Source organism: Pantoea sp. GW821-FHT03E06 (genome assembly GCF_059420725.1).
The window spans coordinates 2,782,855-2,808,867 of record NZ_JBWKUG010000001.1; the positions used below are offsets into that span (position 1 = coordinate 2,782,855).

Here is a 26,013-nt window from a genome sequence, read left to right on the forward strand (position 1 = left end):
GATTGTTATAGTATAACAACGCCGTGCGCGCCGGATCCCCCACTTCCGCGCGCCTATTATCTCTTTCTTTGGGAGCCCCTTTGTGACGCGCGTAAACCTCATCACTGGATTTCTCGGCAGCGGAAAAACCACCACCCTGCTGCACCTGTTAGCCACTAAACCTGCCAATGAAAACTGGGCGATTCTGGTCAATGAATTTGGCGAGATTGGTATCGATGGCGCGCTGCTGGCCGATCGCGGTGCAACGTTGAAAGAGATTCCCGGTGGCTGCATGTGCTGCGTCAATGGCTTGCCGTTGCAGGTGGGGCTAAACATGCTGCTGAAACAGGCGAAACCCGATCGCCTGATTATCGAACCTACCGGCCTTGGTCATCCAAAGCAGCTGCTGAATATGCTGCGCGCTGCCGTGTATCAGCCCTGGATTCAGGTTGATGCAACTTTAACGCTGCTCGACCCACGCCAGCTGGCGGATCCACGTGTGGTGGCGAACGAGAATTTTCGCGACCAGCTGGTGGCAGCAGATATTATTGTCGCCAATAAAAGCGATCGCTGGAGCGATGAAGATCGCCAGCGTTTACAGGATTGGCAGCAGCAGTTTTTAGGCGATCGTCAAATAGTGGAAGCGGCGTGGGGAGAGATTGCGCCCGAGCTCCTTACCCAACCCGCTTTGGCGGATCGTGCGGTACCTGATGCGGCGCATCATCATGCTTCTGCCCGTCCACAAGGGCTGGCGGCATTAAAACTGGATGGTCAGGCGCGCTGGCGACGTGCGTTAAATGAAGGCCAGGGCTATGCTTCTTGTGGCTGGATTTTTGATGGTGATACGGTGTTCGATACGATCCAGGCGCTAGAGTGGGCAAGGCTTGCACCGGTTGATCGGGTGAAAGGCGTGTTACGTACACCGGACGGTTTGGTTAACATCAACCGCCAGGGTGAGGACCTCTTTATTGAAACCCGGCCCACCACACCACCGGATAGCCGTATCGAATTGATCCATCATCAGCCAGCAGACTGGAATCTTTTGCAGACGGGCTTGTTGAAGATTCGTTTAAATTAGATGCGTTAGGTTGCCACGTTGTTTTCACTTTGAGTCTATTTTTTATGCGCGCTTCTCGATTAATCACCATTCTGCTGCTTAATGCATTGGGGGTGATGCTGTTCCTTTCATGGTACTTACCACCCGATCACGGGTTCTGGTTTGGTATCGATAAGGCCATTTTTTATGGCTTTAATAATCAGATGGTTGACCATCACGGCTTCGCTGTCTTAGTGGCTATCACTAACTTCCGCGGTTTTGATGTGGTTTCACTACTGGCGATGGGTTTGCTTTATCTGTGGTTCTGGCGTCGTGAGACACCGCAAGGCCGCCGTCGCATGCTGGCTATCGGCGTCACCATGCTGCTAAGCGCGGTGATTCTTAACCAGCTCGGCCATTTGCTGCCGGTGCAACACTCCAGCCCAACGCTCTTCTTTGAAAACGTGCATCGCGTAAGTGAATTAACCGGAATTCCGGCGAAAGATGCTTCGAAAGATAGCTTCCCTGGCGATCACGGCATGATGCTAATTATTTTTACCTGCTTTATGTGGCGCTATTTCGGCTTCCGCGCCTTCCTGGCGGGTTTGATTATTACCGTTGTGTTCGCTCTGCCGCGCGTTATGGCCGGGGCGCATTGGTTCACCGATATCGCTGTGGGTTCATTATCCGTGGTTCTGGTGGGCATGAGCTGGTGTTTATTAACACCGTTCAGCGACAAGGTAGTGAATTGGTTGAATCGTTCACTTCCGGGCAAATATAAGCCACACGCGTAATTGTTAAGCGCGAGCGATCATAAAAGATAAAGTCACTCGCTCGCGCTTAATGAAAACTTAATTAGATTATTAGCAAACTAACCTTATTCTGATAAAAGAAAACATTATGATAAAAAACGCGTAACAATAGCCTTTTTCCGAGTTTGTCCAGCCCCACTCCTCTCAAAATCGGCCTTAGCGCCAGAATTACCCCCTGATTGCACCGCTATTTGGCTATTAAATCGCTGCGAATTGCTGATAAAATAGCCTTTGTGTTACAGATTGATTTCACATCGAAAAAAGCTATAAAAATTTATATAAAAGCACTCGCCACGCGGTCTGTAATCGGTTAACCTCAAATCCGATTAGTAAGCAACAGCATAAAATGCGGTGCCAAAAACAACAAAAATGTGTTCATTAACACATTTTAGTAATTAAGGAATTGTCTTAGACGGTTGTACTTATTAATCTCTATCCGTTTTGTCATCTGGCTGACGACATTCTGTCGTAAGGAAATCGAAGGAAAACACCTATAATGGTCAAGTCTCAACCAATACTGAGATACCTCAGGCGGATCATTCCCGCAGTAGCACTCGCAACACTTTTATCAGCATGTAGCAGTACCCATAACGGTCAGAACGCGAATAACGAGAATCATGAAGTTAACAACCAGAATGGTTTTTTACTTCAAGCGTCTCAGGACGAATTTGAACAAATGGTGCAGAACGTGGACGTTAAGTCCCGCATCATGGAACAGTACAGTGACTGGAAAGGTGTACGTTATCGCTTAGGCGGCGACACCAAACGCGGCATTGATTGTTCTGCTTTTGTTCAGCGCACCTTTCGCGAGCAGTTCGGTTTAGATTTGCCACGTTCAACGTCAGAACAGCAAGACACCGGTAAAGAAATTTCACGCAATAAGTTGCGTGCAGGTGACTTAGTGTTGTTCCGCGCGGGTTCAACCGGTCGTCACGTTGGCATCTATCTCGGTAACGATAATTTCGTTCACGCGTCTACCAGCAGTGGCGTCATGATTTCCAGTTTAAACGACAGTTATTGGAAAGCACGTTACCGCGAAGCGCGTCGGGTTTTAGCTAAAAACCCGAGCTAACGAACACCTTTGAAGATCCTCTCAGCCAGAGAATCAGAAAACGCTGCCACGGCAGCGTTTTTTTTTGCCTAACGCTTTTTAACTCAAATCCAACGCATAAAAAGTAATTGAGAATCAAAAATATAACGAGACTTTATTTGCTGACTCGTTATATTCTCGTTGACTTCCTGATACCCAAACATCGCGCTGCAAACGCCGTTTTTACCACGGCCGCAAGAAGAAAAATGGGTCGCGACTAAAGCGAAAAACATAATAAAAATGGCAAGACAAGGGGAATGCACTCCATGCCACTGTCGGGGACGCTGAAACGTCATGCAAGCTATTCACGCCGCATCGCCTGGAGTAGCGCGATCGTAGGCGCGGTATTTTTTCTTCTTTTCGTTACTGTGCTGTTAACTCTGACCTGGCAGAAGCGCACCCAGCAACATGAACAACTGTTAGCGCAAAGCCGGGACGATTTACAACAGGTCATCTCAACGCTATCGGATACGCTTTATCCCCTGCAGCAATACACACAATTTGGTTGCAACAGCGTTGGTCGCGAGCTGACATCACGGGCTGCGTTCGCTGGGAATATTCGCGCTATATTGCTGGTTCGCGACAGCTACGCGTACTGCTCCTCGGCAACCGGTGCCTTCCTGCTGGCCGCCAACGATATTTCTCCTGAATCTGAACTGGAACGCGATCGCGATATGCGTTTGCTGGAAGGTACACCTTTGCAGCCGACCAAACCGGCGCTGGCGTTATGGGTGAAGCATCCCGGAGCGGAGGAAACCGGCATTCTCGCCACCATGAATATCACGCTCACGCCTTATCAGCTGCTGGCTTCCTACCATCCGGAAATCACCGGAATGGCGTTGGTAATGGGCAACAAGGCGCTGCTGAGCAACAGCAATCAAGTGGTAAACCGCAGTGATCTACCTGTTCCGCTGCGTGAGATCGCCTTTAACAATAGCCCTCTGCATTTTTTACTGTTTGGCACCACCTTAGCGCCACGCGATTATCTCCTTACTCTGCTAACCGGTCTGCTGTTCTCGTTATTCGTCACGGCATTGAGTTGGCTCTTGCTAACAAGACATCAGCGGCCGGGCAAAGAGATCATGCTGGCCATTAAACAGGGCCAGTTCCACGTTGAGTATCAGCCGTTAGTCACCGCGCATGACGGCCAGCCATACGGCGTTGAAGCCCTCCTCCGCTGGACACATCCGACGGAAGGCATGATCCCACCCGATGTTTTTATCGGTTATGCGGAGACACAGAATCTGATTATTCCGCTCACTCAGCACCTTTTTACGCTGGTCGCGCGCGATGCTCAGTTTCTCCATCAACAGCTACCGCAGGGCACACGTCTTAGCCTTAATCTTTCACCGCTACACCTGGCCTCAGAAAGTTTTCGCCGCGATGTAGAGGAGTGGATGAACACCATGCCCGCCGGGCATTTCAACTATGTTTTTGAAATCACTGAACGCACCATGGTGAGAGAAAAAAACGCGGGAGAAATCTTCGCCTGGCTGCACGCAAACAACGTTAAGATCGCCATTGATGATTTTGGTACCGGTCACAGTGCGCTGATTTATCTGGAAAAATACCCGTTCGATTATCTAAAAATCGACAGAGGTTTTGTGCAAAGCATTGGCACTGAAACCGTCACCTCTCCGGTTTTGGATACCGTGTTGCTGCTGGCAAAAAAGCTTAATCTGAAAACCGTGGCGGAAGGCGTAGAGACGGGCGATCAAGCGGCGTGGCTGGTGAATCGCGGCGTAACCCATTTGCAAGGTTACCTGTTTAGCCGCCCGTTAAGGCCGGAAAATCTCATCAGCTATTATCAACGCCAGCGGGCGCTGAGTTAACATCACGCGAACCCCATGAAACTGCTACCATAACGTGCGGATTACCACAGGAGATCGCCTCACTTATGCTGCTGCGTCTTATCACAGCGTTGTTGGTTTGTAGTGCTATTGCGCCGCTGCAGGCCGCGACCATCAACGAAAGCTATGCCTTCGCTAAGCTGGGCGACCCCAAATATGCGGTGAATTTCACTCATTACGATTACGCCAATCCCGCAGCGCCTAAGGGCGGCAAAATCACGCTGGCCGTGGTCGGTACTTACGACAACTTCAACCGTTTCGCCTCGCGTGGTAATCCAGGCATTGGCACCGATACGCTCTACGACGGTCTGTTTACCACTTCTGACGATGAACCGGGCAGCTACTATCCGCTGATTGCCGAATCAGCGCGCTACCCAAGCGATTATCGCTGGATGGAAGTGTCGATTAACCCCCATGCGCAATTTCAGGATGGCACCCCCATCACCGCGCAGGATGTGGCGTTTACGTTTCAGAAGTTTATGACCGAAGGCGTGCCGCAGTTTCGCGTGGCGTTTCGTGGCGTAGAAGTTAAAGCCCTGAACCGTCTTACCGTGCGCATCGACATGCCCAAAGCGGATAAAGATCGGGTGTTGAGCTGGCTGACGCTACCGGTCTTGCCGGAGAAGTTCTGGCAAAACAAAAAGTTCAATGAACCCATTGGCTATCCGCCGCTTGCCAGCGGCCCCTATCGCGTGACGTCTTACAAATCGGGTCAATTTATCCAATACAGCCGGGTAAAGGATTACTGGGCCGCCAACCTGCCGGTTAACCGCGGGCGTTTCAATTTCGACACGCTGCGCTACGACTATTATCTGGATGACAACGTCGCCTTTGAGGCTTTCAAAGCTGGCGCTTATGATTTGCGCGAGGAGAGCTCGGCAAAAAAATGGGCCACGCAATATCGCGGCCGCAATTTTGCCAGTCACGCTATCGTTAAATCGACGATCCCAAACACCGTCTCTACCGATACCCGCTGGCTGGCATTTAATAATGAAAAACCGCTGTTCGCCGACCGCCGCGTACGTGAAGCCATCACGCTAGCGTTCGATTTTGAGTGGATGAACAAAGCGTTATTTTATGGCGCCTATAAACGGACTGACAGCTATTTCCAGAACACCATCTACGCGGCAAAAGGTTATCCAAAAGCCGAAGCGTTAATATTGCTGGCACCGTACAAAACGCAATTGCCGCCGCAAATCTTCACTAATGAATATGCCCCGCCGCGCTCTGATGGCAGCGGGTTCGATCGTGGAAACTTACTCAAAGCCATGAACCTGTTGAAAGAGGCTGGCTGGCAGATTAAAAATCAGCAGTTGGTGAACGTCAAAACGGGCCAGCCGTTCCGCTTCGAATTGCTGATGCGCAGCGGCACGCAAAATGACTGGGCGCTGCCCTTCCAGCACAGCCTCGAACGGCTGGGCATTCAGGTTTCGCTGCGCCAGATTGACAGCTCGCAATATTTACGGCGTTTACGTGAAGGTGATTACGACATGATCCCGTCACTCTATTACGCGATGCCGTGGCCCTCGACCAGCTTGCGGACTATCTGGCAATCGGAGTTCATTGATTCTTCATGGAATACACCGCGGGTGAAAGATCCCATCGTTGACCACTTTGTACAGCAGATCGTTGATCATCAGGGCGATGAGAAAGCGCTGCTGCCGCTTGGTCAGGCACTGGATCGCATCCTGCTGTGGAATGCCTATATGATTCCGATGTGGTACAGCGCCGAAGATCGTATGGCTTACTGGGACAAATTCTCCCATCCCGAGATTAAACCTGCGTTTGCTACCGGTCTGGAAAACTGGTGGTACGATGTGAACAAAGCCGGACGATTGCCGGCTGATCGACGCTGAGGAGCGCAGTTTGGCAGCCTATTTTTTACGCAGGTTACTGCTGATCATCCCCACCTTATGGGCGATTATCACCCTAAACTTCTTTATTGTGCAGATCGCACCGGGCGGCCCGGTAGATCAGGCATTGGCCAACGTGCAGTTTGGTCACAGCACCGGCATTCCCGGCTCTGGCGGCAGTGATAGCGGCACGCGCGGGGCCTTGCTACGCGATAATCCCGGCGATAGCCAGTACCGCGGCGCGCGCGGCCTCGATCCGGAAGTGATTGCAGAGATTAAACATCGCTACGGCTTCGATAAACCGCTCTTGCAGCGTTACGGTGAAATGCTGTGGAACTACATTCGCTTTGATTTTGGCGACAGTCTGTTCCGCAGCGCCTCGGTGCTGCAGCTGATCAAAGAGAGCTTGCCGGTCTCGATAAGTCTTGGGTTGTGGAGCACGATAATTATTTATCTGGTATCGATTCCGCTCGGCATTAAAAAGGCGGTACGCAACGGCAGCCCCTTCGATATCTGGAGCAGCATCTTTATTATCATCGGTAATTCTATTCCAGCATTTCTGTTCGGCATCATGCTGATTGTCCTGTTCGCGGGCGGCAGCTATTTCGACTGGTTCCCACTGCGCGGCCTGACCTCTCCGCAGTTTGATACGCTGCCCTGGTATAGCAAAATCACCGACTATCTCTGGCACATCACGCTGCCGGTGCTGGCCACGGTGATTGGCGGTTTCGCCACGCTGACCATGCTGACCAAAAACTCGTTTCTCGATGAGATTCGTAAACAATATGTGGTTACCGCGCGTGCAAAAGGGTTGGATGAAAAGCGGGTGCTGTACGGTCACGTGTTCCGTAATGCCATGCTGCTGGTGATTGCCGGCTTCCCCGCCACCTTTATCAGCATGTTTTTCACCAGTTCGGTGTTGATTGAGGTGATGTTCTCACTCAACGGTATGGGCCTGCTCGGCTATGACGCCACCATTCAGCGCGATTATCCGGTGATGTTCGGCACGCTGTATATTTTCACGCTAATTGGTCTGCTCATGAACATTCTCAGCGATCTCACCTACACGCTGGTCGATCCGCGCATTGATTTTGAGGGACGCTGATGCGTTTATCTCCTGTAAACCAGCAGCGCTGGCAGCGTTTTCGTCATAACCGCCGTGGTTACTGGTCGCTGTGGATTTTCCTGATCATTTTTGTTCTGTCATTGGGTGCCGAGTTGCTGGCCAACGACAAACCGCTGCTGGTGCACTATCAGCAACGCTGGTATATGCCGCTGTTGTTCAACTACAGCGAAAGTGATTACGGCGGCGATTTCGCCACCCCCGCTGACTATCAGGATCCGTGGCTGAAACAGCGTATTGCTCAGCAAGGTTGGGCGATTTGGGCACCGATTCGCTTTGGCGATAGCACCATCAATTTCGCCACCGATGTGCCCTTCCCTTCCCCGCCTTCCATGCAAAACTGGCTGGGTACCGATGCCAACGGCGGTGATGTGCTGGCGCGTTTGCTGTATGGCACGCGCATCTCACTGCTATTTGGCATTCTGTTAACGCTGTTTTCCAGTGTGATTGGCATCGTGGTGGGGGCAGTACAGGGCTATTTTGGTGGACTCATTGATCTGATTGGCCAGCGCCTGATTGAAGTGTGGTCCGGCATGCCTTCGCTGTTCTTGCTGATTCTACTATCCAGCGTGATTCAGCCCAATTTCTGGTGGCTGCTGCTGGTCACGGTGGTGTTTGGCTGGATGAGTCTGGTAAGCGTGGTGCGCGCCGAATTTCTGCGCACGCGTAATTATGATTATATTCGTGCCGCACGTGCGCTTGGCGTTAGCGACAGCCGCATTATGCTGCGTCACATGTTGCCCAACGCCATGGTGGCAACGCTGACGTTTCTACCTTTTATTCTCTGCGCTTCAATCACCACCCTGACATCGCTGGATTTCCTCGGCTTTGGTTTGCCGATCGGGTCGCCGTCACTGGGTGAGCTGCTGCTGCAGGGAAAAAATAATTTACAGGCACCGTGGTTAGGCCTTGCCGGCTTTTTTGCCCTCGCCCTGCTACTGTCGCTGCTGATTTTTATTGGTGAAGCAGTACGCGATGCTTTTGACCCGAGTCGAGGACGCTAAATGAGCCTGTTAACGGTTAATCATCTGGCGGTGGCATTTGGCGATCGCCGCGTAGTGGACGATATCTCGCTGCGTATCGATGCGGGCGAAACGTTGGCGCTGGTAGGGGAATCCGGCTCAGGGAAAAGCGTCACTGCGCTGTCGATCATGCGCTTATTGCCGCAGCCGCCGGTCAACTATCCGCAGGGTGAAATTCTGTTCAACGGACAGGATATTTTGCAGGCCAGCGAGCGCACGATGCGTGGAGTGCGTGGCAACCAGATGGCGATGATCTTTCAAGAACCCATGGTATCGCTCAATCCGTTGCACAACGTGGAAAAGCAGCTGTACGAAGTGCTTTCTGTGCATCGTGGCATGCGGCGCGAAGCGGCGCGCGGAGAGATGCTGAGCTGCCTCGATCGCGTTGGCATCCACAATGCGGCATCGCGCCTGCAGGATTTTCCGCACCAGCTATCAGGCGGCGAACGCCAGCGTGTGATGATCGCCATGGCGTTACTTACCCAGCCGAAGCTGCTGATTGCGGATGAACCGACCACCGCGCTGGATGTCACGGTTCAGGCTCAGATTTTGCAGCTGCTACGCGAACTGCAGCGTGAACTGAATATGGGCATGCTATTCATTACGCACAACCTCAACATTGTGCGCCAGCTGGCGCATAGCGTTACGGTGATGCGCAATGGGCGCACCATCGAACACAACCGCTGCGATTTACTGTTAAGTCAGCCGCAGCAGGCCTATACCCGCGAGCTCCTGGCCGCAGAACCGGATGGTAGACCGGTGCCGCTGAACAATGCGCAACCGCTGCTGCAGGTGAAAAACCTGCAGGTTGGCTTCCCTATCCGTCGTGGCCTGCTGCGGCGTACCGTAGCGGAAAAAATGGCGCTGCAAGATCTTAGCTTTACGCTACGCCGGGGTGAAAGTCTTGGATTAGTAGGAGAATCAGGATCCGGCAAAAGTACCACCGGTCTGGCTCTGCTGCGTTTGATTACCGCACGCGGAGAGATTTGGTTTGAGGATCAGCCGCTGCATCAGCTCTCGCCGAAACAATTGCTGCCGCTGCGCCAGCGCATCCAGGTGGTGTTCCAGGATCCTAATTCATCGCTCAATCCGCGTATGACGGTGCAGCAAGTGATTGCCGAAGGGTTAGCGGTGCATCGTCCTGAACTCAGCGCGGCCGCACAGGAAGAAAAGGTGATTGCGGTGATGCAGGAGGTCGGGCTGGATACCGATAGCCGTAACCGCTATCCCGCCGAGTTTTCGGGTGGCCAGCGTCAGCGTATTGCCATCGCCCGGGCGCTGATTCTTGAACCCCAGCTTATTGTGTTAGATGAACCGACTTCTTCACTCGATCGTTCAGTGCAGAAACAGATCCTGACCTTGCTGCGCCGCTTACAGCAGCAGCATCAGCTGGCTTACCTGTTTATTAGCCATGATTTGCAGGTAGTACGCGCACTCTGCCATCAGCTCATTGTGCTGCGGCAGGGCGAGGTGGTGGAACAAGGTGACTGCGATACGCTGTTCAATGCACCAACGGCTGAATACACACGCCAGCTATTGGCTTCCGCACAGGGTAAAGACATCAATTAATGACCATCGAAGGTTTCAGCAATGGCCACGCCCTGATTTTTCAGGCAGCAATTGGTCGCGCTTTCATCATCACGCCGAATCAGTAGACACGGCTGCCCTTCACACTCGGCGATTTTGCACTCGACCTGAATTTGCGCCAGCGTTTCTTGCAGCTGGTGCAGAATTTCCAACGCCGGATGACCATCGTGGCTGAGCAGACGCAGCACCACTAAATCCCCGGCATGCACGCCATCCGCCGTTTCCTGACGCTCTATTTCACCTACATGATCAACCGACCAGCGATAATGTTGTGGCAAGCGATGCACAACAGAAAGTTGCAGCATAGTTATATGGCCCCCAGAGACGTTTACTTTATTCACAACGACGGCATAACGCGGTGAATCCCAACCTGGTTAGCTCAGAATGCGGACTTGGTTTGCCTTCTTGTTTTAAGCACAAAGCGTGTAGCTAATAGATAATTTGCGAGGCTTCTCACATTTAGGCCTATGTTTACCCTGTTCAGCCGCCGTTAACAATCATTTTAGACGCAATGTCGTTACTTTTTTATCTATAAATTTTCACATTATGGAAACATTAAGCATAACGAATGAATGGGGATTCGCGAGCGGTGAGATGAGATTTGAAGAAATACCAGGTCGTCATAAATGACGACCCTACGGAAAAGCTTGGGATTTCAGGCATGTAGGGTCGCCATTCATGGCGACCGCAATAACTTAAACCGGATGATGCGGTCTTGATGCGTAGGTAAACAGCACAATTGAAACGGTGGCACACAGCGCAATGGTAGCCACCATTGGCCAGGCGCTGTTAATACTCACCAACGACAGCAGTGCCCCGACTAATGCGCCCACGCCAAAGCGCAGCGTACCGGCCAGTGATGAAGCGGTGCCGGCCATATGCGGGAACTCATCAAGAATCACCGCCATCGCATTCGACGATACCGTCGATACGCAGCCGATGAACATCGCTACCCCAAACACCAGCGAGAGGAAACCTAAATCCAGCGCGCTAGAGATAAGCAGCCAAACGCCCATGGCGAACTGAATCACTAGCCCAAGGCGAAACATTTTCAGCGGACCAAAGCGGCGCACCGCGCGGCTGTTGATCAATGTCATCACGAATAAGAACACCACGTTCAGCCCGAAGTAATAGCCGAAGTTTTGTGGCGAAACGTGATTCACTTCGATGTACACGAAGGGGCCGGCGTTGAGGAAGGTAAACAGACCGGCAAAAGAAAATCCGCTTGCCAGCATATAGCTAAACGCGCGCTTATGGCGCACTAACGCCACGAAGTTGCTCATCGTCGTCCGCAGATGAAAACGCTGGCGCTGCTCGGGCTTCAGCGTTTCACGGATCTGTGTCACCACCAGCACCGTCGTAATCAGTGCCGCACCTGCCAGCGTCCAGAAGATCGCGTGCCAGTTCCACAGCAGTAGCAGCCAGCCACCGATGATCGGCGCCAGCAGCGGCGCGATGGTGGTGACCAACATGACAAACGACATCATGCGCGAGAAGTCCTCTTTCGAGTAGGTATCACGCATCAGTGCATTGATCACCACGCTGGCTGCGGCAGCAGATAAGCCGTGCAGGAAACGCATAAAGATCAGCTGATCGATGGTTTGTGATAACGCGCAAGCCGCTGCGGCGCAGGCAAAGATCAGCGTTCCCAGCACGATCACCGGCTTACGTCCATAGCTGTCCGCCAAAGGCCCGTATACTAACTGGCCGATGGCAAACCCGAGGATGTAAAGGTTGAGCGTCATCTGTACGCTGCCAGCCGATACCGCGAATTCGCGGGCGATTTGCGGCATTGCTGGCAGATACATATCGATAGAGAGCGGCATCAACATCGCCAGCAATCCGAGAATGACCACTAAGCCAACCGGTGAATTCTTTTCCTTACGCACCGCGTTCTCCTGCTATTTACGTTGTTTAAGCTCTTCAGGCAGGCCGATGCTATCAACCTCTTCCTGGGTCAGCTCGCGATATTCACCTTCACCGAGATCGTCATCCAGTTCAATGTCACCGATGCGTTCACGATGCAGCGCTGAAACGTGATTACCCATCGCAGCAAACATGCGTTTGACCTGATGATAGCGCCCTTCACTGATCGTCAGACGCGCGGCCTTCTCATCAAGAATCTCCAGCACCGCCGGTTTGGTGAGATCTTTTTCATTGTGCAGCTGTACGCCCACCGCAAATTTCTCCACCAGGGAAGGATCGATCGGCTCTTCCACTTCCACCAGATAGGTTTTTTCAAGGTGATGCTTTGGTGAAGTAATACGGTGCGACCATTGCCCATCATCGGTTAACAGTACTAAACCGGTGGTATCGATATCCAGGCGCCCTGCCGCATGCAGCTTGAACGCCGCCGGCTCTTCAATGAAGAACAGCACGGTAGGATGATCGGGATCGTCGGTTGAACAGACGTAACCCTGCGGCTTGTTCAGCATGAAATAGCGCGGGCCTTGCTGTACCACCAGCGGATTGCCGTCATATTCGACTTCATCGTCTGGCAATACTTTGTAAGCCGCATCGCGGACCACTTCGCCGTTGATCGTGACTTTTTTGGCGCGGATTTCGCGTCCAGCGATAGCACGGCTGACTTCCAGCTGCTGAGATATGAATTTTTCGAGTCGCATGAATTCGTTTTGCCTGTTACTGCGGGGAAACTGAAACGGTGTTTTGTCCCTGAATAAGGTGTGGGCAGTATAACGGGAACCCGCTGCGGCTAACAGAGGCGATCCTGCGTTTCAGCTGCTTTCATGACATAATGCGCGCCCGTTCCAAAAAAAGTTTGCCCCGATGTCATTCACTCTACGCCCATACCAACAAGAGGCGGTTGACGCCACCCTCAACCATTTCCGCCGTCATACCACGCCTGCGGTGATTGTGCTGCCGACCGGTGCGGGAAAAAGCCTGGTAATTGCTGAGCTGGCAAGGCTGGCGCGCGGACGTGTACTGGTGTTGGCCCATGTCAAAGAATTGGTGGAGCAGAACCACAGCAAATATCAGGCATATGGCCTGCAAGCGGATATCTTCGCTGCCGGTTTACAACGCAAACAAAGTGAAAGCAAAGTGGTATTTGGCAGCGTGCAATCGGTAGCACGTAATCTTGATCGCTTCGACAGCGCCTTTTCACTGGTGATTGTTGATGAATGTCATCGCATTAGTGATAACGAAGAGAGCCAGTATCAGCAGCTGTTCGCTCATCTGCGTCAGCACAATCCCAGCCTACGTTTGCTGGGATTAACCGCCACGCCCTTCCGCCTCGGTAAAGGCTGGATTTATCAGTTCCACTATCACGGCATGGTGCGCGGTGATGAGAAAGCGCTGTTCCGCGACTGCATTTATGAGCTGCCGTTACGCTACATGATTAAACACGGTTTTCTGGTGCCGCCGGAGCGGTTGGATATGCCGGTGGTGCAGTATGATTTCAGCCGGTTGATTCCACAAAATAACGGCTTATTTAGTGAGGCCGATCTTAACCGCGAGCTGAAACAGCAGCATCGCGTGACGCCACATATTATCCGCCAGATCGTGGAGTTTGCTGAGGACAGGCACGGCGTAATGGTGTTTGCTTCCACTGTGGAACATGCGCGAGAAATCCTGATGCTGTTGCCAGAGAACAGTGCGCTGGTGTCGGCGGAAACCGCGGTGAAAGATCGCGATCGGTTGATTGGCGAGTTCAAAGCGCAACAGCTGAAGTTTCTGGTCAACGTGGCGGTCCTGACTACCGGATTTGATGCACCGCATGTCGATCTGATCGCGATTTTGCGCCCCACCGAATCGGTAAGTTTGTATCAGCAAATTGTTGGGCGCGGCCTGCGGCTCTCGCCCGGCAAAACTGATTGTCTGGTGCTCGATTACGCCGGTAATCCGCACGATCTTTTCACGCCGGAAGTGGGCGCGCCAAAAGGCGCCAGCGATAATCAGCCGGTGCAGGTTTTTTGTCCCGCCTGCGGTTTCGCCAATACTTTCTGGGGCAAAGCAACGGAAGATGGCCACATCATCGAGCATTTTGGTCGCCGCTGTCAGGGCGTGCTGGAAGATGATGAAGGCCAGCGCGAACAGTGTGACTATCGTTTTCGTTTTAAAAGCTGTCCGGATTGCGGTGCTGAGAATGACATCGCCGCCCGCCGCTGCCAGCAGTGCGACAAAATTTTGGTCGATCCTGACGATATGCTGAAAGCCGCGTTGAAGTTGAAAGATGCGCGCGTACTGCGCTGTGCCGGCATGACGCTGGAACAAGGACGCGACGACAAAGGCGAATGGCTTAAGGCCAGCTATTTTGATGAAGATGGCACCAGCGTAAGCGAGCGTTTTCGCCTGCAAACGCCGGCGCAGCGTAAAGCTTTTGAGCAAGTGTTTATGCGTCCGCATCAGCGCGCGCCAGGCGTGGAACTTGGATGGCAAACCGCTGCCGATGTCATTGCGCTGCAACCCTTGCTGCGCCATCCCGATTTTGTGGTAGCACGTGCGAAAGGCCATTTCTGGCAGATTCGTGAAAAAATGTTTGATTATCAAGGACGTTATCGTCGCGCCAACGAACTGCGCTGAGCGGCGGAATCATTTGCCCCTGCCCCCGCTTTGGGGCTATAATGCCGCCCGCTTTTGCATCCGTAAAAGCAGTTTGAATAACCGTCCTGTTGCTGGGTCGCCTGTAGCAGGAATTATTGAAGAGATATCAAATGTTCACTATTAACGCTGAAGTACGTAAAGACCAGGGTAAGGGTGCGAGCCGCCGCCTGCGTGTAGCAAACAAATTCCCAGCCATCATCTATGGCGGTAATGAAGCACCAGTTGCTATCGAACTGGACCACGACGCCGTAATGAACGTGCAGGTTAAACCTGAGTTCTACAGCGAAGTGCTGACCATCGTTGTTGATGGTAAAGAAGTGAAAGTTAAAGCTCAGGCGGTACAGCGTCATCCGTTCAAGCCAAAACTGCACCACATCGACTTCGTTCGCGCTTAATCGCTGAATGAGTTGTTGGTAGAAGGGTCGGTTGCGAAACCGGCCCTTTTATTTTGTCTAAAATCCTGCGTTAAAACCCCCGCGCTTACCCCTCCTGCCCGCTTAATTCTTTGAGACGTTTCTGCGTAAGTTTTGCGCGATTACATGAAACTATGACGCCTTTCTTCGTGACTTTAGGGAATTATGAGAAAGGGAATTCATGTGAAAAAAGCCATCATCATCTCTTACGGCACGCTGTTTATCTGCCTGTCTTCCTCTGCAGGCGTTATGCGGCATGACACCAATGTGCAGGACTATCGCGACTTTGCGGAAAATATGGGCAAATACCGCATTGGTGTCAGCAATATTCCGGTTTATAAGAAAACAGGGGAGCTGGATGCTTATCTGAATTTTCCCATGCCAGATATGAGCAGTGTTTCTAGCTTGGGCTACACCGCATTGGTATCGCCATCCTATGTGATGACCGCACGTCATCTGGGTGGAGTTGATGCCGTCTCATTTGGTGGAAAATCTGAATTTTCTCCTACGTATATAGCGATAAGACGTAATGCCATACCTGATGCGATCGACCAGGACTTTATGACTCCGCGTTTGAATAAGGTCGTTACGGATGTCGTTCCCGTTAGCCATGTAGAAAATAGCGAGTTAAAAAACGGACATAATTCTCGCTACACCGCTTATGTGCGCGTTGGGTCCGGTTATCAACGGCAGGTTAACGATGAACAAACAGAACTTATTTCGGTAGCATCATTTTATAAATGGCTGTCAGGCGGAACAATCAATCCTGAAGGTGTACATTTTACAAAAAATTATTTTTACTGGACGCAATATGCCCCCGGGCATGAACTCTCATCCCCACTTTCGATTGCTCCAATATCCGGTGATAGCGGCAGCCCCTATTATGTCTATGATTCTGTCGATAAACAGTGGAAGCTTGCTGCTGTATTTTCTGCATTCTACAGAAGCAGTACCGGATATGGATATGAAGCTGTTGCAACACTAATTCCAGACAATTATTTCGCCAGCATTATTGCTGCTAATACCTCCCCTGACGTTACCGACACTGCTGGTGCGGGAAATCTTTTCTGGAATGCATCCACGATTGAGCAAAACAATAAACAGTGGAGCTGGCAGGGTCTGGACGAAAAATATCGTCATCTTGCTCCGGTTAATGCCAGTTTTGATGAGCTTGATGCCAGCAAAGATATCCGCTTCAACGGCGCGGGCGGTGACATCATCCTGAGCGATGCCGTTAATCTCGGTGCTGGCAAGCTACAGTTCTCAAATAACTACACCGTGAAATCAGCGGAGGGCGCTACTGCCACCTGGGTTGGCGGCGGTATTGAAGTCGACGCGGACAAAAAGGTGCTGTGGCAGGTCAATGGCCTTGCCGATGATGACCTGCATAAAATCGGCGCTGGTACGCTGCACGTCAACGCCAAAGGCAAAAACCAGGGCGGCCTCAACGTCGGCGACGGCACCGTCATTCTCGATCAGCAGGCCGACGATCAGGGCAATCAGCAGGCTTTCTCACGAGTGATGATCGTCAGCGGCCGCCCGACGGTCGTTCTCAATGGCGATAACCAGGTTGCAGGCGATGATATTTTCTTCGGCTATCGCGGCGGCAGGCTCGATCTGAACGGCCACGACCTGACGATGAAGCGGATTAATCATACCGACGGCGGCGCCACGCTGTTGAACCAGAGCAGCGATCTCACCTCCAGCCTGACGCTGACCGGTTATGCTGCCAGTGATTTCAATATCAACGTCTGGAGTGGCACGCACACTGGCAAGGTTGGCGATATTTACGCCTATCAGAACTCACGCTTAGGTGGAACCGATTATTTCCAGTTAAAAAAAGAGAGTTATTGGTACTTCCCTACCGATAGAACGGACAATGAGTATTGGAAATTCATTGGTAACGATGAAACGGAAGCCAAAGAGTACCGCGCCATGCAGTTTAATGACATGGTGTTTCGCGGCTATATCGGCTCTTACGATCCGGACGGCGTCAACGGCCAGTTTAACTTTGATTTCTCACCGGAAATGTCTGCTGCCAGGCTGGCGCTGACCGGCGGCAGTAATATCAACGGCAACATTAACGTGAATAACGGCACGCTGCTGCTCTCCGGCCAGCCGGTGCCGCACGCCGGCGGCCTGATCATCGATGACGACTGGTACACCTCAACCTTTATTGCCGATAACATCGTCGCCGCCAGTAACACGCGGCTGCAGGTGGGCGAATACGCGCAGGTGAAAGCCAACATTCAGGCCGGTGACAACAGCCAGGTGCTGCTGGGTTACCAGCCCGGAGCGGACGATCAACACCAGATTTTACGCTGCGTTTCGCCGGTACAGAGCACTGCAACCTCCTGCGAAACCGCAGCGCGTGATGCAGCAGCGTTACGCGCCCTGCCCGCCAGTACGGTACACGGCGATATCACTCTGGGCGACCAGGCTGAACTTCATCTCGGTAAGGTCGACTTACGTGGCCGCATCACCGACCGGAATGCCGCGCGGGTTACGATGTCGGGTGAAACCTTCTGGAACCTGACGGGCGACAGCCGCATGCAGCGCCTCAGCGCGCCGCAGGGCGGCATTATCTCGACGCTCGCCGAAGACGATAAAACCTGGCAGCCTAAACAGCTGTGGGTAGAAGATCTGTATGCCAACAACCTGCAGCTGGGTTTTGGTATTGCCCCGCAAACCGGCATCAGCGACAGCCTGTACATTGATAAATCGGCGCAGGGCGCTGGCAACACGCTTGATCTCGGCTTTATGCTCGGCGAAACCTTCCCGGATAAGGTTCCGAACCAGATCGTATTGCTGGATGCGCCGGCCGGCACCGCGCATGACTACTTCACCCTGCCGCCGATCGGACGGGGATTCTCCCTCTACACCCCGGACTATCAGGTCATTGAGGACGCGGGCCGCGTGAAGTGGATCATCGCGAAAACGCCGGTGCCGGTGATTGATCCCGTTCCGGTGCCGACGCCGGATCCAGTGGTCGACCCGACTCCGGATCCAAAACCTGAACCGGTTATCGATCCCGCACCCGAGCCGGGTAAGCCGGAAGACTGGTTTATCATCAGCGATAATAACGGCCTGCTGCACAACACCCGCGCGCTGCTGGCGTCACGACAGTATCTGTTCAGTGAAATTACCGCTTCACTTAACGATCGCGCGCAAACGCTGCATGGCGATGCGCAGATGCACGGCGTCTGGGGCGGTTATCGCTATAACCACGGCGGCGTAGCGGGCGTTAACATTCAGCAGCAGGCGTTTGAACTGGGCGCAGATAAACAGGACGGCGCGTGGCGGTATGGCCTGATGGCCAGCCATGGTTTGGGTAGCGCGAAAGGTGCGGGCTCGATTAAAAATCAGCTCAGTACTTTCGGCACCTATGCCACCTGGCTGGCAGATAGCGGCTGGTTTACCGACCTGGCGGCACGCTATATCCACCTGCGTCAGGATTTAAAGCTGGATCCGGCGCTGGAGGTACAAGGCACGCAGCGCACCAGCCAGATGCTGGCGGCAAGCGCAAAAGCAGGGCGTGAAATCGCGCTGTTCGATGATTCCTTCACCTTCTCACCTTACCTGGAAACCCGCGTCGGCTATCTGCCGGGCTATCAGCTGCAGGGTTACGATGCCGATATCGCGTTAAGCAGCGCCACGCCGTGGTCGGTATCACCCGGCATTGCACTGAGAAAGCGTGGTCTGGGTTCTGTGCTGCCAGAGGTGTCAATGTTCGCTGATATCAGCAAGCAATATTCGCCGGGCAGCAGCGGCTCAACGCTGACGCTTGCAGACAGCCACGCCAGCCGCGTCTACAACGCGTGGAGCGACAACCGCTATCGCCTGCATGTAGGATTTGAGGGGCCGATCAGCGATAACTGGTCATTGCAGGTAGGGGCGAAGCACAGTGCAGGCGGAAAGTATCAGACCGACACCGCACTCAACGGTTCGCTGAACTATTCTTTCTGATCAGGAAGTCTTATATAAAAAAGCCGGGCAACTCTCTGCCTAATGCTCGTCAGTTAAGCGTGAATCGGTCACCATGAATGGTGACCCTACGAGGATATAGCCGGGTTTTCGTAGGGTGCGCATTCATGCGCACCTGCATAAAAAGGCCTTTTTTGCTTAAGTGAGCGGCACTACGCAACTCTCTGCCCGGCTTTTTCATTTATTTGCTGCTGGTTCGACGCTGCAACTGATCGCGCAGATTCGGCGGCGTACCTTTGATCGTCAGCGTATCGGTCGTTGGGTCCCAGAAAATACGTTCGCCAAGTAACATCGCGTCAAAGTTCAATGTTAATCCACCGCCGCTGCCCGCAAATTTGGTCAACTGGCGCAGCGTGCTGCGATCGGCTGGGAAGGTTTCTTCCAGCTCATACCCTTGTTCCTGGGTGAAGGCCTGGAAAGTTTTTTCGCCGAGCGGCGGTAATTCACTGGATAGGTCTTCCAGTGCAATCTCTTCGCCCGCCTGCAGCTGCTCATTGCAGTAGCTGTAAACCTGCTGACGGTAATTCTGACGCTCATTTTTATCGAGGTCCGATTCCGCGCAATAATCATCCACCGCTTGCAGCAAGCCGCGGTTTTGCGCTTTGGTATCCAGACCTACACTCGCGCCAAGGAAATCCATAAAGAAATCGGCTACTTTGCGCCCCACGCGGCCGCGCAGGAAGGTTAAATAGCGGGTAGATTCCGGATTGGTTTCCCATTCGGTAAGGTCGATACGCGCCACGATATCCGCATGGTTGATATCGAGATAATGGGTGCTGCTGATATCAAGCTGCTCGTTCACGCGCATGCTCGACTGGCTGTTTAATACCGCGACCAGCAAATACTCCACGGCGAGATAGCGATAGTGCAGGAACAGCACCACGCCACCTTCCGCAAAGGGGTATTTACTCAGCTCATCGCGCAAGCGACCGGTGGCCGCACGGCTAAATGCCAGAAAGTCATCCTCCCCTTTGCGGCAGTTACGCAGCGCATCCGCCAGCTCGCTATCTTGGTTAAACAGGCCGTAAGCTTTGCTTTTGGCGCTGTAAACCCGATGCAGCTCTTCCGCCATCTCTTCAACCGCGCGGGTAGCTGGCAGTAAGGTGTCGCGCAGTACCAGTTCCAGCTGGTTTTCATCACGTTTAACTAACTGATGCAGGGCAATCTGGTCGATATCCAGACTCATGGTAGACTCTCCTTTTAGCTCAGGCGCGTATTCAAACACCGCCCGCTGCTGCTTTCAACTACCAGCACAAACTGATCGCTCTGCTTGCGATAAAATTGCGGAAAAAAGTGCGTTGTTACGGTAATATACCGCCTTTTCACCCTTGATTAGACGACGATATGCCACAATCATCCCGTTACAGTGACGAACGCGTGGAAAAGCTCCTCGCAGAGATGGCGCAGATTCTTGAGAAAGATAAAGCGCCAACCGACCTTTCCCTTATGGTATTGGGTAACATGGTAACTAATTTGATCAATACCAGCGTTTCACCGGCTCAACGCCGCACCCTGGCACGATCTTTCGCGGAAGCATTACAGTCTTCCGTACGCGACGACAACGCTCATTAATATGCAGATTTGACCTCGTAATATGGTAACCAACCGGCAGCGCTACCGCGAAAAAGTCTCCCAGATGATCGGCTGGGGGCATTGGTTTGCCCTGTTTAATATTATCTTCGCGTTTATTTTAGGCAGCCGCTATCTGTTGGTTGCCGACTGGCCCGCGTCGCTTGCGGGCCGCATCTATGCCTATACCAGTTGGATCGGCCACTTTAGCTTCATCGTCTTCGCCGGTTATCTGCTGATCATTTTCCCGCTCACCTTTGTGGTGATGTCACAGCGCTTGCTTAGGGTGCTATCGGCGATTATCGCTACCGCCGGATTAACGCTGATTATGGTCGACAGCGCGGTCTTCAGCCGCTTCCACCTGCACCTTAATCCGGTGGTGTGGGAGTTGGTGATCAACCCCGACCAAAGCGAGATGGCGCGCGACTGGCAGCTGATGTTTATCAGCGTGCCGCTGATTTTTCTCGTGGAGATGCTGTTCGCCACCTGGAGCTGGCAAAAGCTGCGCAGCCTCAATCGGCGTTCTTTCGGTAAGCCGCTGGCCGCTCTGTTTATCAGCGCCTTCTTCGCCAGCCATTTGCTGTATATCTGGGCCGACGCCAATTTCTATCGTCCCATTACCATGCAGCGCGCCAATCTGCCGCTCTCCTATCCGATGACCGCGCGTCGCTTCCTTGAGCGTCACGGCTTGCTGGATGCGCAAGAGTATCAGCGCCGTCTGGTGCAACAGGGCGATCCGGAAGCGCTGTCGGTGCAGTATCCGCTCAGCGACATTACTTTCCGTGATGCTGGCACGCGCCATAACCTGCTGGTGCTAACCGTTGACGGTCTGAATAACGGCACGCCGGACAAAGCGCTGCCATCACTCAATCAATTTGCTAGCGAAAATGTGCGCTTTACGCAGCATTACAGCGCCGGGTTGCAGCCGGAAAAAGGCCTGTTTGGCCTGTTCTACGGCATCTCTTCCAGCTACATGGATGGCGTACTGGCATCGCGTATGCCCTCCGCTCTGCTGAATGCTTTGAATGCACAAGGTTATCAGTTCGGCTTGTTCTCTTCGGATGGCTTTAGCCAGCCGCTTTATCGTCAGGCGTTGTTAGCGGATTATTCGCTACCGCAGGCCGACACGCAGCCGAACAGCACCACGGTAACGCAGTGGCAAAACTGGCTTAACGGTCAGAAAGCGAACGGTACGCCGTGGTTCTCATGGATTGCCCTGAACGGTGTCACCATCAACGGCGATAACGTGAAGGCGCGTCAGCGCAGCTATCTACGTCAGGCTGGCGGTGTTGATGAGCAAATCAATGCCGTGCTGCAAACGCTACAACAGCGTGATTTGTTGAAAAATACTGTGGTCGTGATTACCGCGCAACGTGCCGTCAATCCGGATAGCAACGATGACAATCCAGGCAATCGTGCCACGCTACAGGTGCCGCTGGTGGTGCACTGGCCGAATACGCCCGCACAAACCATCGATCGTTTAACCGATCAGCAAGACGTCATGACCACGCTGATGCAGCGTCTGCTGCATGTGCGCACTAACCCGTCCAACTATTCGCAGGGTGAAGATCTGTTTGCCGCGCAACGCAGCCATGATTGGGTTGCCAGCAGCGAAGACGGCAAGCTGGTGGTGACCACGCCGACGGTAACGTTAGTGCTGAATAATAATGGCAGCTATAGCGCATACGATATCCACGGCAAACGGCTGAAAGATCATAAGCCACAGCTGGCGCTGCTGTTACAGGTATTGACTGAAGAGAAGCGATTCATCGCAAACTGATTAATAATGAGTCAGTTAAATGCTGCTCATATTGCAATCGTGCGAAGAAACAGTAATATTCCATCACGTTCGGCACGTAGCGCAGCCTGGTAGCGCACGGTCATGGGGTGTCCGGGGTCGGAGGTTCAAATCCTCTCGTGCCGACCAAAATCCCGAAGAAAGCAGCCTTTATGGCTGCTTTTTTTTGCCTGAATTTCACAGAGCGGCAGGTCGTAACCAGCACTTTCAAAAGCTGTTTTCTAAATGATGACGTAACCCTTTATCCTTGTGAGTTCACCACTCGGCCTCATCCCCTTCTAACACCCTTCATATCACGTCGAAACAATCAGAATTACGCCAACAAAATCATCATTCTCATCAAAAAAATCAGTAACTTACCGAAAGCAACCGAGCCGAGCCAGATCACATTTTTGGAGAATTGTGACAGCACTTCATCAAACTGAAACAAAAATGTCACAGACTTCTCTTACTCTTAGGACTCCTGTTTTTTCGATGGAAACCATTATGGTCATCAAAGCAAAAAACCTGCAGGATGCGGAAGAGCTGCTGCACTCGGGTATCAATAAAGTGGAACTGGCTTACGATATCGGCAGCGACGACTTCTTCCGTCTGGCCACGCGCTGGTGCGATCGGGGCGCGCGCATCACCAAAGGTCATCAGCACTTTGTGGTGCAGATTAAAGGTATGGCAATTCCCCCGAATAACTAAAAGTGAGCGAGCCCCTTTAGCTTGCTCTCCATCCGGCTGACTGGTAAAACTACGTTTTCCGTCAGCCGTGATTTTTTATGTTTCCCTCTCAAACATCCCTTGCGCTGCCCTCTTCTGCCTTTATCCGCGCCGCCGGTATTACGCGGGATAGCTTGCCGATCGCCTGGTGTGAATTCGATCAAAATCATTGGCATAGCGATCTGCATCAGGCGTGGCATTTGCCGCTGCCCGAATCGCTACAAGGTGCCGTGAAAAAGCGTAAAGCCGAACATCTGGCGAGCCGCTGGCTGGTTCAGCAAAGCGTGGCGCAACTCGGTTTACCAGGCTTTGTCTTGCGCAATGCGCCCGATCGTTCACCGCTGTGGCCAGCCGGCATGCAGGGATCACTATCGCATACGCATAACATTGCGGTGGTAGCCGCAACGCGTGAGCCGCTGAGTCTTGGAGTGGATGTGGAGCAGGTGATGGCAGAGGAAACCGCAGAGGAGACGGCCGATTTGCTGATGAGCAAGCATGAAAAGCGGCGACTATTGGCGCAACCTTTGCCCTTTGCACAGGCGGCTACGCTGCTATTTTCGCTGAAAGAGAGTTTGTATAAAGCACTGTGGCCGCAGCTGCACCAGCCAATGGATTTTCTGCAGGCGGAACTCGTAGGCCTGGACATCACGCAAGGCATCGCTCAGCTGCGGCTAACGCATGATTTCTCTACAGCTTTTGCCAGCAATACCCGCTTACAGGCGCGCTTCTGGCTCCACGCAGCGCACGTTACGACGCTGCTTATCCATCCGTTGCCGACAAAATAAAAAACCGGCTCAGAAATTCCCCTGAGCCGGTGACAACACAAGACGACAGAAATGTTTAGGGACGCAGAAACGAGGATTTCTGCTGCGAGTGACTTTACTCCCTGCGCAACGCCTTGCCCAATAAGGGTTTTCGCTAAGCTTTCCCGGCTAACATCAATGCCCGGTATCGGTACGTTGCACCGCATCCAGCGTGGCCATGTCGCGTTCATTGCCAGTCAACTCGCTCAGCTGCCCTTCGCGCATCTCCAGCAGACGATCGGCATGAATAAAGTAGTGATCGTCGTGGCTGATGGCGAACACCGTTTTGCCTGAAGCTTGTAACCACGGCAATAGCTCGCGGTAGAAGATGCGCCGGAAATGCGGATCCTGATCCGCCGCCCATTCGTCGAGCAGCAAAATATCACGCTCCTCCGCGGCCGCCAGCAGCAGCGCCAGACGCTTGCTCTGTCCTTTCGACAACTGCAGATTCAGCACCTTGTTGCCTTCCAGCTTGAGTTTATCCTGCATCTTTAAACGTTCCAGCCACTGCTGCACCAGCGCCGGATTAGCCGGTTGACCTTGATGGCCGATTAACCGGTCAAACAGGTGCACATCGGTGAACACCGCCGAGAAGTGTTTGCGATAGGCTTCGAGGTTATGCCAGTCAACCACCTTGCCATCAAGTAACAAACTGCCCGATTGCGGTTGATAAAGGCCGGTGAGCAGCATGGCTAATGTGGATTTTCCGCTGCCGTTGCCGCCAATCAGAAACACCAATTCCCCGCGACGCAGCGTCAGGTTAATGGGTCCAACCTGGAAGCCGCGCTCGCCATAATGGAAGCAGACATCGCGTAGCTCTAACGTTTGCCAGTCGCTGACGTTAGGCAATGCTTTGAACGCTTCATTATACGGCGCCAGTTCAAAAGTATTGAGCTTACGGAACGCCACCTGTGCGCTCAGCAGCGTCGGCAAGGCGCCAACCGCCGCCAGCAGCGGCGTGCGCAGGAAGAGCAGCGTCAGTGAATAGGTTGCCGCGACGGCGGTGTTGGCCCAGCCAAGGCCATTAGCCATAAAGAACACAATGCCAATGGCGCCCAGCATCATAATATTCGACCAATTCACCGCGCTAAGATGGAAGGTATCGGCACGTACAATGTGATGGCGATAGCTTTTGGCATTTTCCTGATACACGCTTTCGTAAATCAGCTGCGCGCGTTCACGGTTGAGCTGCAGCTCTTTGCGTCCTTCAATAATGGTTTGGAAGTCACGGTACAGCTCATCTTCAACCTCGCGCAGCTTAGCCATGTGCTGATAAACCCGTGACACCAGCAGCCAGCCGCCAACCAGCGTTACCACCAGCCACAGGCTGGTGATCAGCAGCATCTTCGGCGAGAGCCAGGCGAGATAAAGAGCCGACCCCAGGGTAATAATGATGCCCTGAATCAGCTCCGGTAAACGCACAAAGGCAATGGTGATGGCGCGTACATCGCTGGTGAGGCCGGCCAACAGCTGAGCATTACCAATCTGTTCAATGCGCTCTACGCGCGTATCGAGAATACGTTTAATGAATTCGCCGCGCAGACGCCAGACAAAATGGTGGCCGAGCATGGTCAGCGCCAGCTGTGAGCCAAGCGTAACCGCCATCAGCAAGAACAGCTGGCCAAGGAAACTCGGCAGGACAGAAATCGAGGTATTTACCGCAACGATCAGTTCGTTGTTGATATAGGCAATCAGGCCGATACCGAGCACGGCACTCAGCAGCGTGAGAAGAATGACACCAATAAAAGGCCAGCGGTACTGGCGATAAACTACATGCAGCAATGCCATTAAAAAATTCCAGCGGTCAATAAAGCAGCCTGCAG

The 26,013-nt window shown here is 52.9% G+C and carries 20 protein-coding genes and 1 tRNA gene; 16 read left to right on the top strand and 5 right to left on the bottom strand.

From position 1 onward, the window contains the following. The first annotated feature begins 82 nt into the window (after window positions 1–82). The 8 genes from AC07WB_RS13015 to yejF all read left to right on the top strand — a co-directional run bounded on the left by AC07WB_RS13015 (window position 83) and on the right by yejF (window position 10,334). Window positions 83–1,057, top strand: coding sequence for a CobW family GTP-binding protein (locus AC07WB_RS13015; RefSeq protein ID WP_097096641.1), 975 nt, complete (start codon window positions 83–85; stop codon window positions 1,055–1,057). 44 nt (window positions 1,058–1,101) lie between these two features. Further along, the gene (locus AC07WB_RS13020) at window positions 1,102–1,809 is read left to right on the top strand and encodes a phosphatase PAP2 family protein (protein WP_494940633.1); all 708 of its coding nucleotides are present in this window, start codon (window positions 1,102–1,104) and stop codon (window positions 1,807–1,809) included. A gap of 514 nt (window positions 1,810–2,323) precedes the next feature. Then, window positions 2,324–2,899 (top strand): bifunctional murein DD-endopeptidase/murein LD-carboxypeptidase, encoded by a 576-nt coding sequence (gene mepS / locus AC07WB_RS13025; RefSeq protein ID WP_097096639.1) that lies wholly within the window; start codon window positions 2,324–2,326, stop codon window positions 2,897–2,899. A gap of 284 nt (window positions 2,900–3,183) precedes the next feature. Beyond that, window positions 3,184–4,749 (top strand): cyclic di-GMP phosphodiesterase, encoded by a 1,566-nt coding sequence (locus tag AC07WB_RS13030; protein WP_494940634.1) that lies wholly within the window; start codon window positions 3,184–3,186, stop codon window positions 4,747–4,749. A 65-nt stretch (window positions 4,750–4,814) separates the two neighbouring features. Then, window positions 4,815–6,623: an extracellular solute-binding protein gene (locus AC07WB_RS13035; RefSeq protein WP_494940635.1), complete on the top strand. Its 1,809-nt coding sequence runs from the start codon at window positions 4,815–4,817 to the stop codon at window positions 6,621–6,623. Window positions 6,624–6,633: 10 nt separating this feature from the next. Then, window positions 6,634–7,725, top strand: a complete 1,092-nt coding sequence (locus AC07WB_RS13040; protein WP_097096636.1) for a microcin C ABC transporter permease YejB — start codon at window positions 6,634–6,636, stop codon at window positions 7,723–7,725. After that, on the top strand, window positions 7,725–8,747 hold the full coding sequence (locus AC07WB_RS13045) for an ABC transporter permease (protein ID WP_097096635.1): 1,023 nt from the start codon (window positions 7,725–7,727) through the stop codon (window positions 8,745–8,747). The genes AC07WB_RS13040 and AC07WB_RS13045 overlap by 1 nt, the downstream gene beginning before the upstream one ends. Next, window positions 8,748–10,334 carry a microcin C ABC transporter ATP-binding protein YejF gene (yejF, locus tag AC07WB_RS13050; RefSeq protein WP_494940636.1) on the top strand — a complete coding sequence of 529 codons (1,587 nt, stop codon included), beginning with the start codon at window positions 8,748–8,750 and terminating at the stop codon, window positions 10,332–10,334. Here yejF and AC07WB_RS13055 read toward each other — a convergent pair. The 3 genes from AC07WB_RS13055 to rsuA form a co-directional block, all read right to left on the bottom strand. After that, on the bottom strand, window positions 10,331–10,657 hold the full coding sequence (locus tag AC07WB_RS13055; protein WP_097096633.1) for a YejG family protein: 327 nt from the start codon (window positions 10,655–10,657) through the stop codon (window positions 10,331–10,333). The genes yejF and AC07WB_RS13055 overlap by 4 nt on opposite strands. A gap of 390 nt (window positions 10,658–11,047) precedes the next feature. Then, window positions 11,048–12,241: a Bcr/CflA family multidrug efflux MFS transporter gene (locus AC07WB_RS13060; protein ID WP_494940637.1), complete on the bottom strand. Its 1,194-nt coding sequence runs from the start codon at window positions 12,239–12,241 to the stop codon at window positions 11,048–11,050. A gap of 12 nt (window positions 12,242–12,253) precedes the next feature. Continuing rightward, the gene (rsuA, locus tag AC07WB_RS13065; protein WP_494940638.1) at window positions 12,254–12,976 is read right to left on the bottom strand and encodes a 16S rRNA pseudouridine(516) synthase RsuA; all 723 of its coding nucleotides are present in this window, start codon (window positions 12,974–12,976) and stop codon (window positions 12,254–12,256) included. A gap of 163 nt (window positions 12,977–13,139) precedes the next feature. Here rsuA and radD point away from each other — a divergent pair, with 163 nt between their 5' ends. From radD to AC07WB_RS13080, 3 genes are all read left to right on the top strand, one after another. Further along, the gene (gene radD, locus AC07WB_RS13070; RefSeq protein ID WP_494940639.1) at window positions 13,140–14,894 is read left to right on the top strand and encodes a DNA repair helicase RadD; all 1,755 of its coding nucleotides are present in this window, start codon (window positions 13,140–13,142) and stop codon (window positions 14,892–14,894) included. Between the two features lie 131 nt (window positions 14,895–15,025). Then, a complete protein-coding gene (gene rplY, locus AC07WB_RS13075) occupies window positions 15,026–15,310 on the top strand; it encodes a 50S ribosomal protein L25 (protein ID WP_097096629.1) in 285 nt (94 codons plus the stop codon). A gap of 201 nt (window positions 15,311–15,511) precedes the next feature. After that, a complete protein-coding gene (locus AC07WB_RS13080) occupies window positions 15,512–19,294 on the top strand; it encodes a S6 family peptidase (protein ID WP_494940640.1) in 3,783 nt (1,260 codons plus the stop codon). Window positions 19,295–19,493: 199 nt separating this feature from the next. Here the strand turns inward: AC07WB_RS13080 and yejK are convergent, their stop codons facing one another. Next, window positions 19,494–20,498, bottom strand: a complete 1,005-nt coding sequence (gene yejK, locus AC07WB_RS13085; RefSeq protein WP_345828942.1) for a nucleoid-associated protein YejK — start codon at window positions 20,496–20,498, stop codon at window positions 19,494–19,496. A 158-nt stretch (window positions 20,499–20,656) separates the two neighbouring features. Between yejK and AC07WB_RS13090 the strand changes: the two genes are divergently transcribed. From AC07WB_RS13090 to AC07WB_RS13110, 5 genes are all read left to right on the top strand, one after another. Then, entirely contained in the window at window positions 20,657–20,884 is a 228-nt protein-coding gene (locus AC07WB_RS13090) for a YejL family protein (protein WP_007889427.1), read from the top strand. Between the two features lie 22 nt (window positions 20,885–20,906). Beyond that, a complete protein-coding gene (gene yejM / locus AC07WB_RS13095) occupies window positions 20,907–22,661 on the top strand; it encodes an LPS biosynthesis-modulating metalloenzyme YejM (RefSeq protein ID WP_494940641.1) in 1,755 nt (584 codons plus the stop codon). Window positions 22,662–22,731: 70 nt separating this feature from the next. After that, window positions 22,732–22,808, top strand: a tRNA-Pro gene (locus AC07WB_RS13100). A gap of 357 nt (window positions 22,809–23,165) precedes the next feature. Beyond that, a complete protein-coding gene (locus AC07WB_RS13105; protein ID WP_097096619.1) occupies window positions 23,166–23,369 on the top strand; it encodes a hypothetical protein in 204 nt (67 codons plus the stop codon). Between the two features lie 77 nt (window positions 23,370–23,446). Continuing rightward, window positions 23,447–24,172 carry a 4'-phosphopantetheinyl transferase family protein gene (locus AC07WB_RS13110; RefSeq protein WP_494940642.1) on the top strand — a complete coding sequence of 242 codons (726 nt, stop codon included), beginning with the start codon at window positions 23,447–23,449 and terminating at the stop codon, window positions 24,170–24,172. Between the two features lie 153 nt (window positions 24,173–24,325). Here AC07WB_RS13110 and AC07WB_RS13115 read toward each other — a convergent pair whose 3' ends face one another. Next, window positions 24,326–25,978, bottom strand: a complete 1,653-nt coding sequence (locus AC07WB_RS13115; protein WP_494940643.1) for a multidrug ABC transporter permease/ATP-binding protein — start codon at window positions 25,976–25,978, stop codon at window positions 24,326–24,328. Window positions 25,979–26,013 lie beyond the last annotated feature (35 nt).

Bases quoted from the DNA above. Each gene is read 5' to 3' on its own strand.
- AC07WB_RS13020 (WP_494940633.1), top strand. From the start codon at position 1,102: ATGCGCGCTTCTCGATTAATCACCATTCTGCTGCTTAATGCATTGGGG.
- mepS (WP_097096639.1), top strand. From the start codon at position 2,324: ATGGTCAAGTCTCAACCAATACTGAGATACCTCAGGCGGATCATTCCC.
- AC07WB_RS13030 (WP_494940634.1), top strand. From the start codon at position 3,184: ATGCCACTGTCGGGGACGCTGAAACGTCATGCAAGCTATTCACGCCGC.
- AC07WB_RS13035 (WP_494940635.1), top strand. From the start codon at position 4,815: ATGCTGCTGCGTCTTATCACAGCGTTGTTGGTTTGTAGTGCTATTGCG.
- AC07WB_RS13045 (WP_097096635.1), top strand. From the start codon at position 7,725: ATGCGTTTATCTCCTGTAAACCAGCAGCGCTGGCAGCGTTTTCGTCAT.
- yejF (WP_494940636.1), top strand. From the start codon at position 8,748: ATGAGCCTGTTAACGGTTAATCATCTGGCGGTGGCATTTGGCGATCGC.
- AC07WB_RS13055 (WP_097096633.1), bottom strand. From the start codon at position 10,657: ATGCTGCAACTTTCTGTTGTGCATCGCTTGCCACAACATTATCGCTGG.
- rsuA (WP_494940638.1), bottom strand. From the start codon at position 12,976: ATGCGACTCGAAAAATTCATATCTCAGCAGCTGGAAGTCAGCCGTGCT.
- radD (WP_494940639.1), top strand. From the start codon at position 13,140: ATGTCATTCACTCTACGCCCATACCAACAAGAGGCGGTTGACGCCACC.
- rplY (WP_097096629.1), top strand. From the start codon at position 15,026: ATGTTCACTATTAACGCTGAAGTACGTAAAGACCAGGGTAAGGGTGCG.
- yejK (WP_345828942.1), bottom strand. From the start codon at position 20,498: ATGAGTCTGGATATCGACCAGATTGCCCTGCATCAGTTAGTTAAACGT.
- AC07WB_RS13090 (WP_007889427.1), top strand. From the start codon at position 20,657: ATGCCACAATCATCCCGTTACAGTGACGAACGCGTGGAAAAGCTCCTC.
- yejM (WP_494940641.1), top strand. From the start codon at position 20,907: ATGGTAACCAACCGGCAGCGCTACCGCGAAAAAGTCTCCCAGATGATC.
- AC07WB_RS13105 (WP_097096619.1), top strand. From the start codon at position 23,166: ATGGTCATCAAAGCAAAAAACCTGCAGGATGCGGAAGAGCTGCTGCAC.
- AC07WB_RS13110 (WP_494940642.1), top strand. From the start codon at position 23,447: ATGTTTCCCTCTCAAACATCCCTTGCGCTGCCCTCTTCTGCCTTTATC.
- AC07WB_RS13115 (WP_494940643.1), bottom strand. From the start codon at position 25,978: ATGGCATTGCTGCATGTAGTTTATCGCCAGTACCGCTGGCCTTTTATT.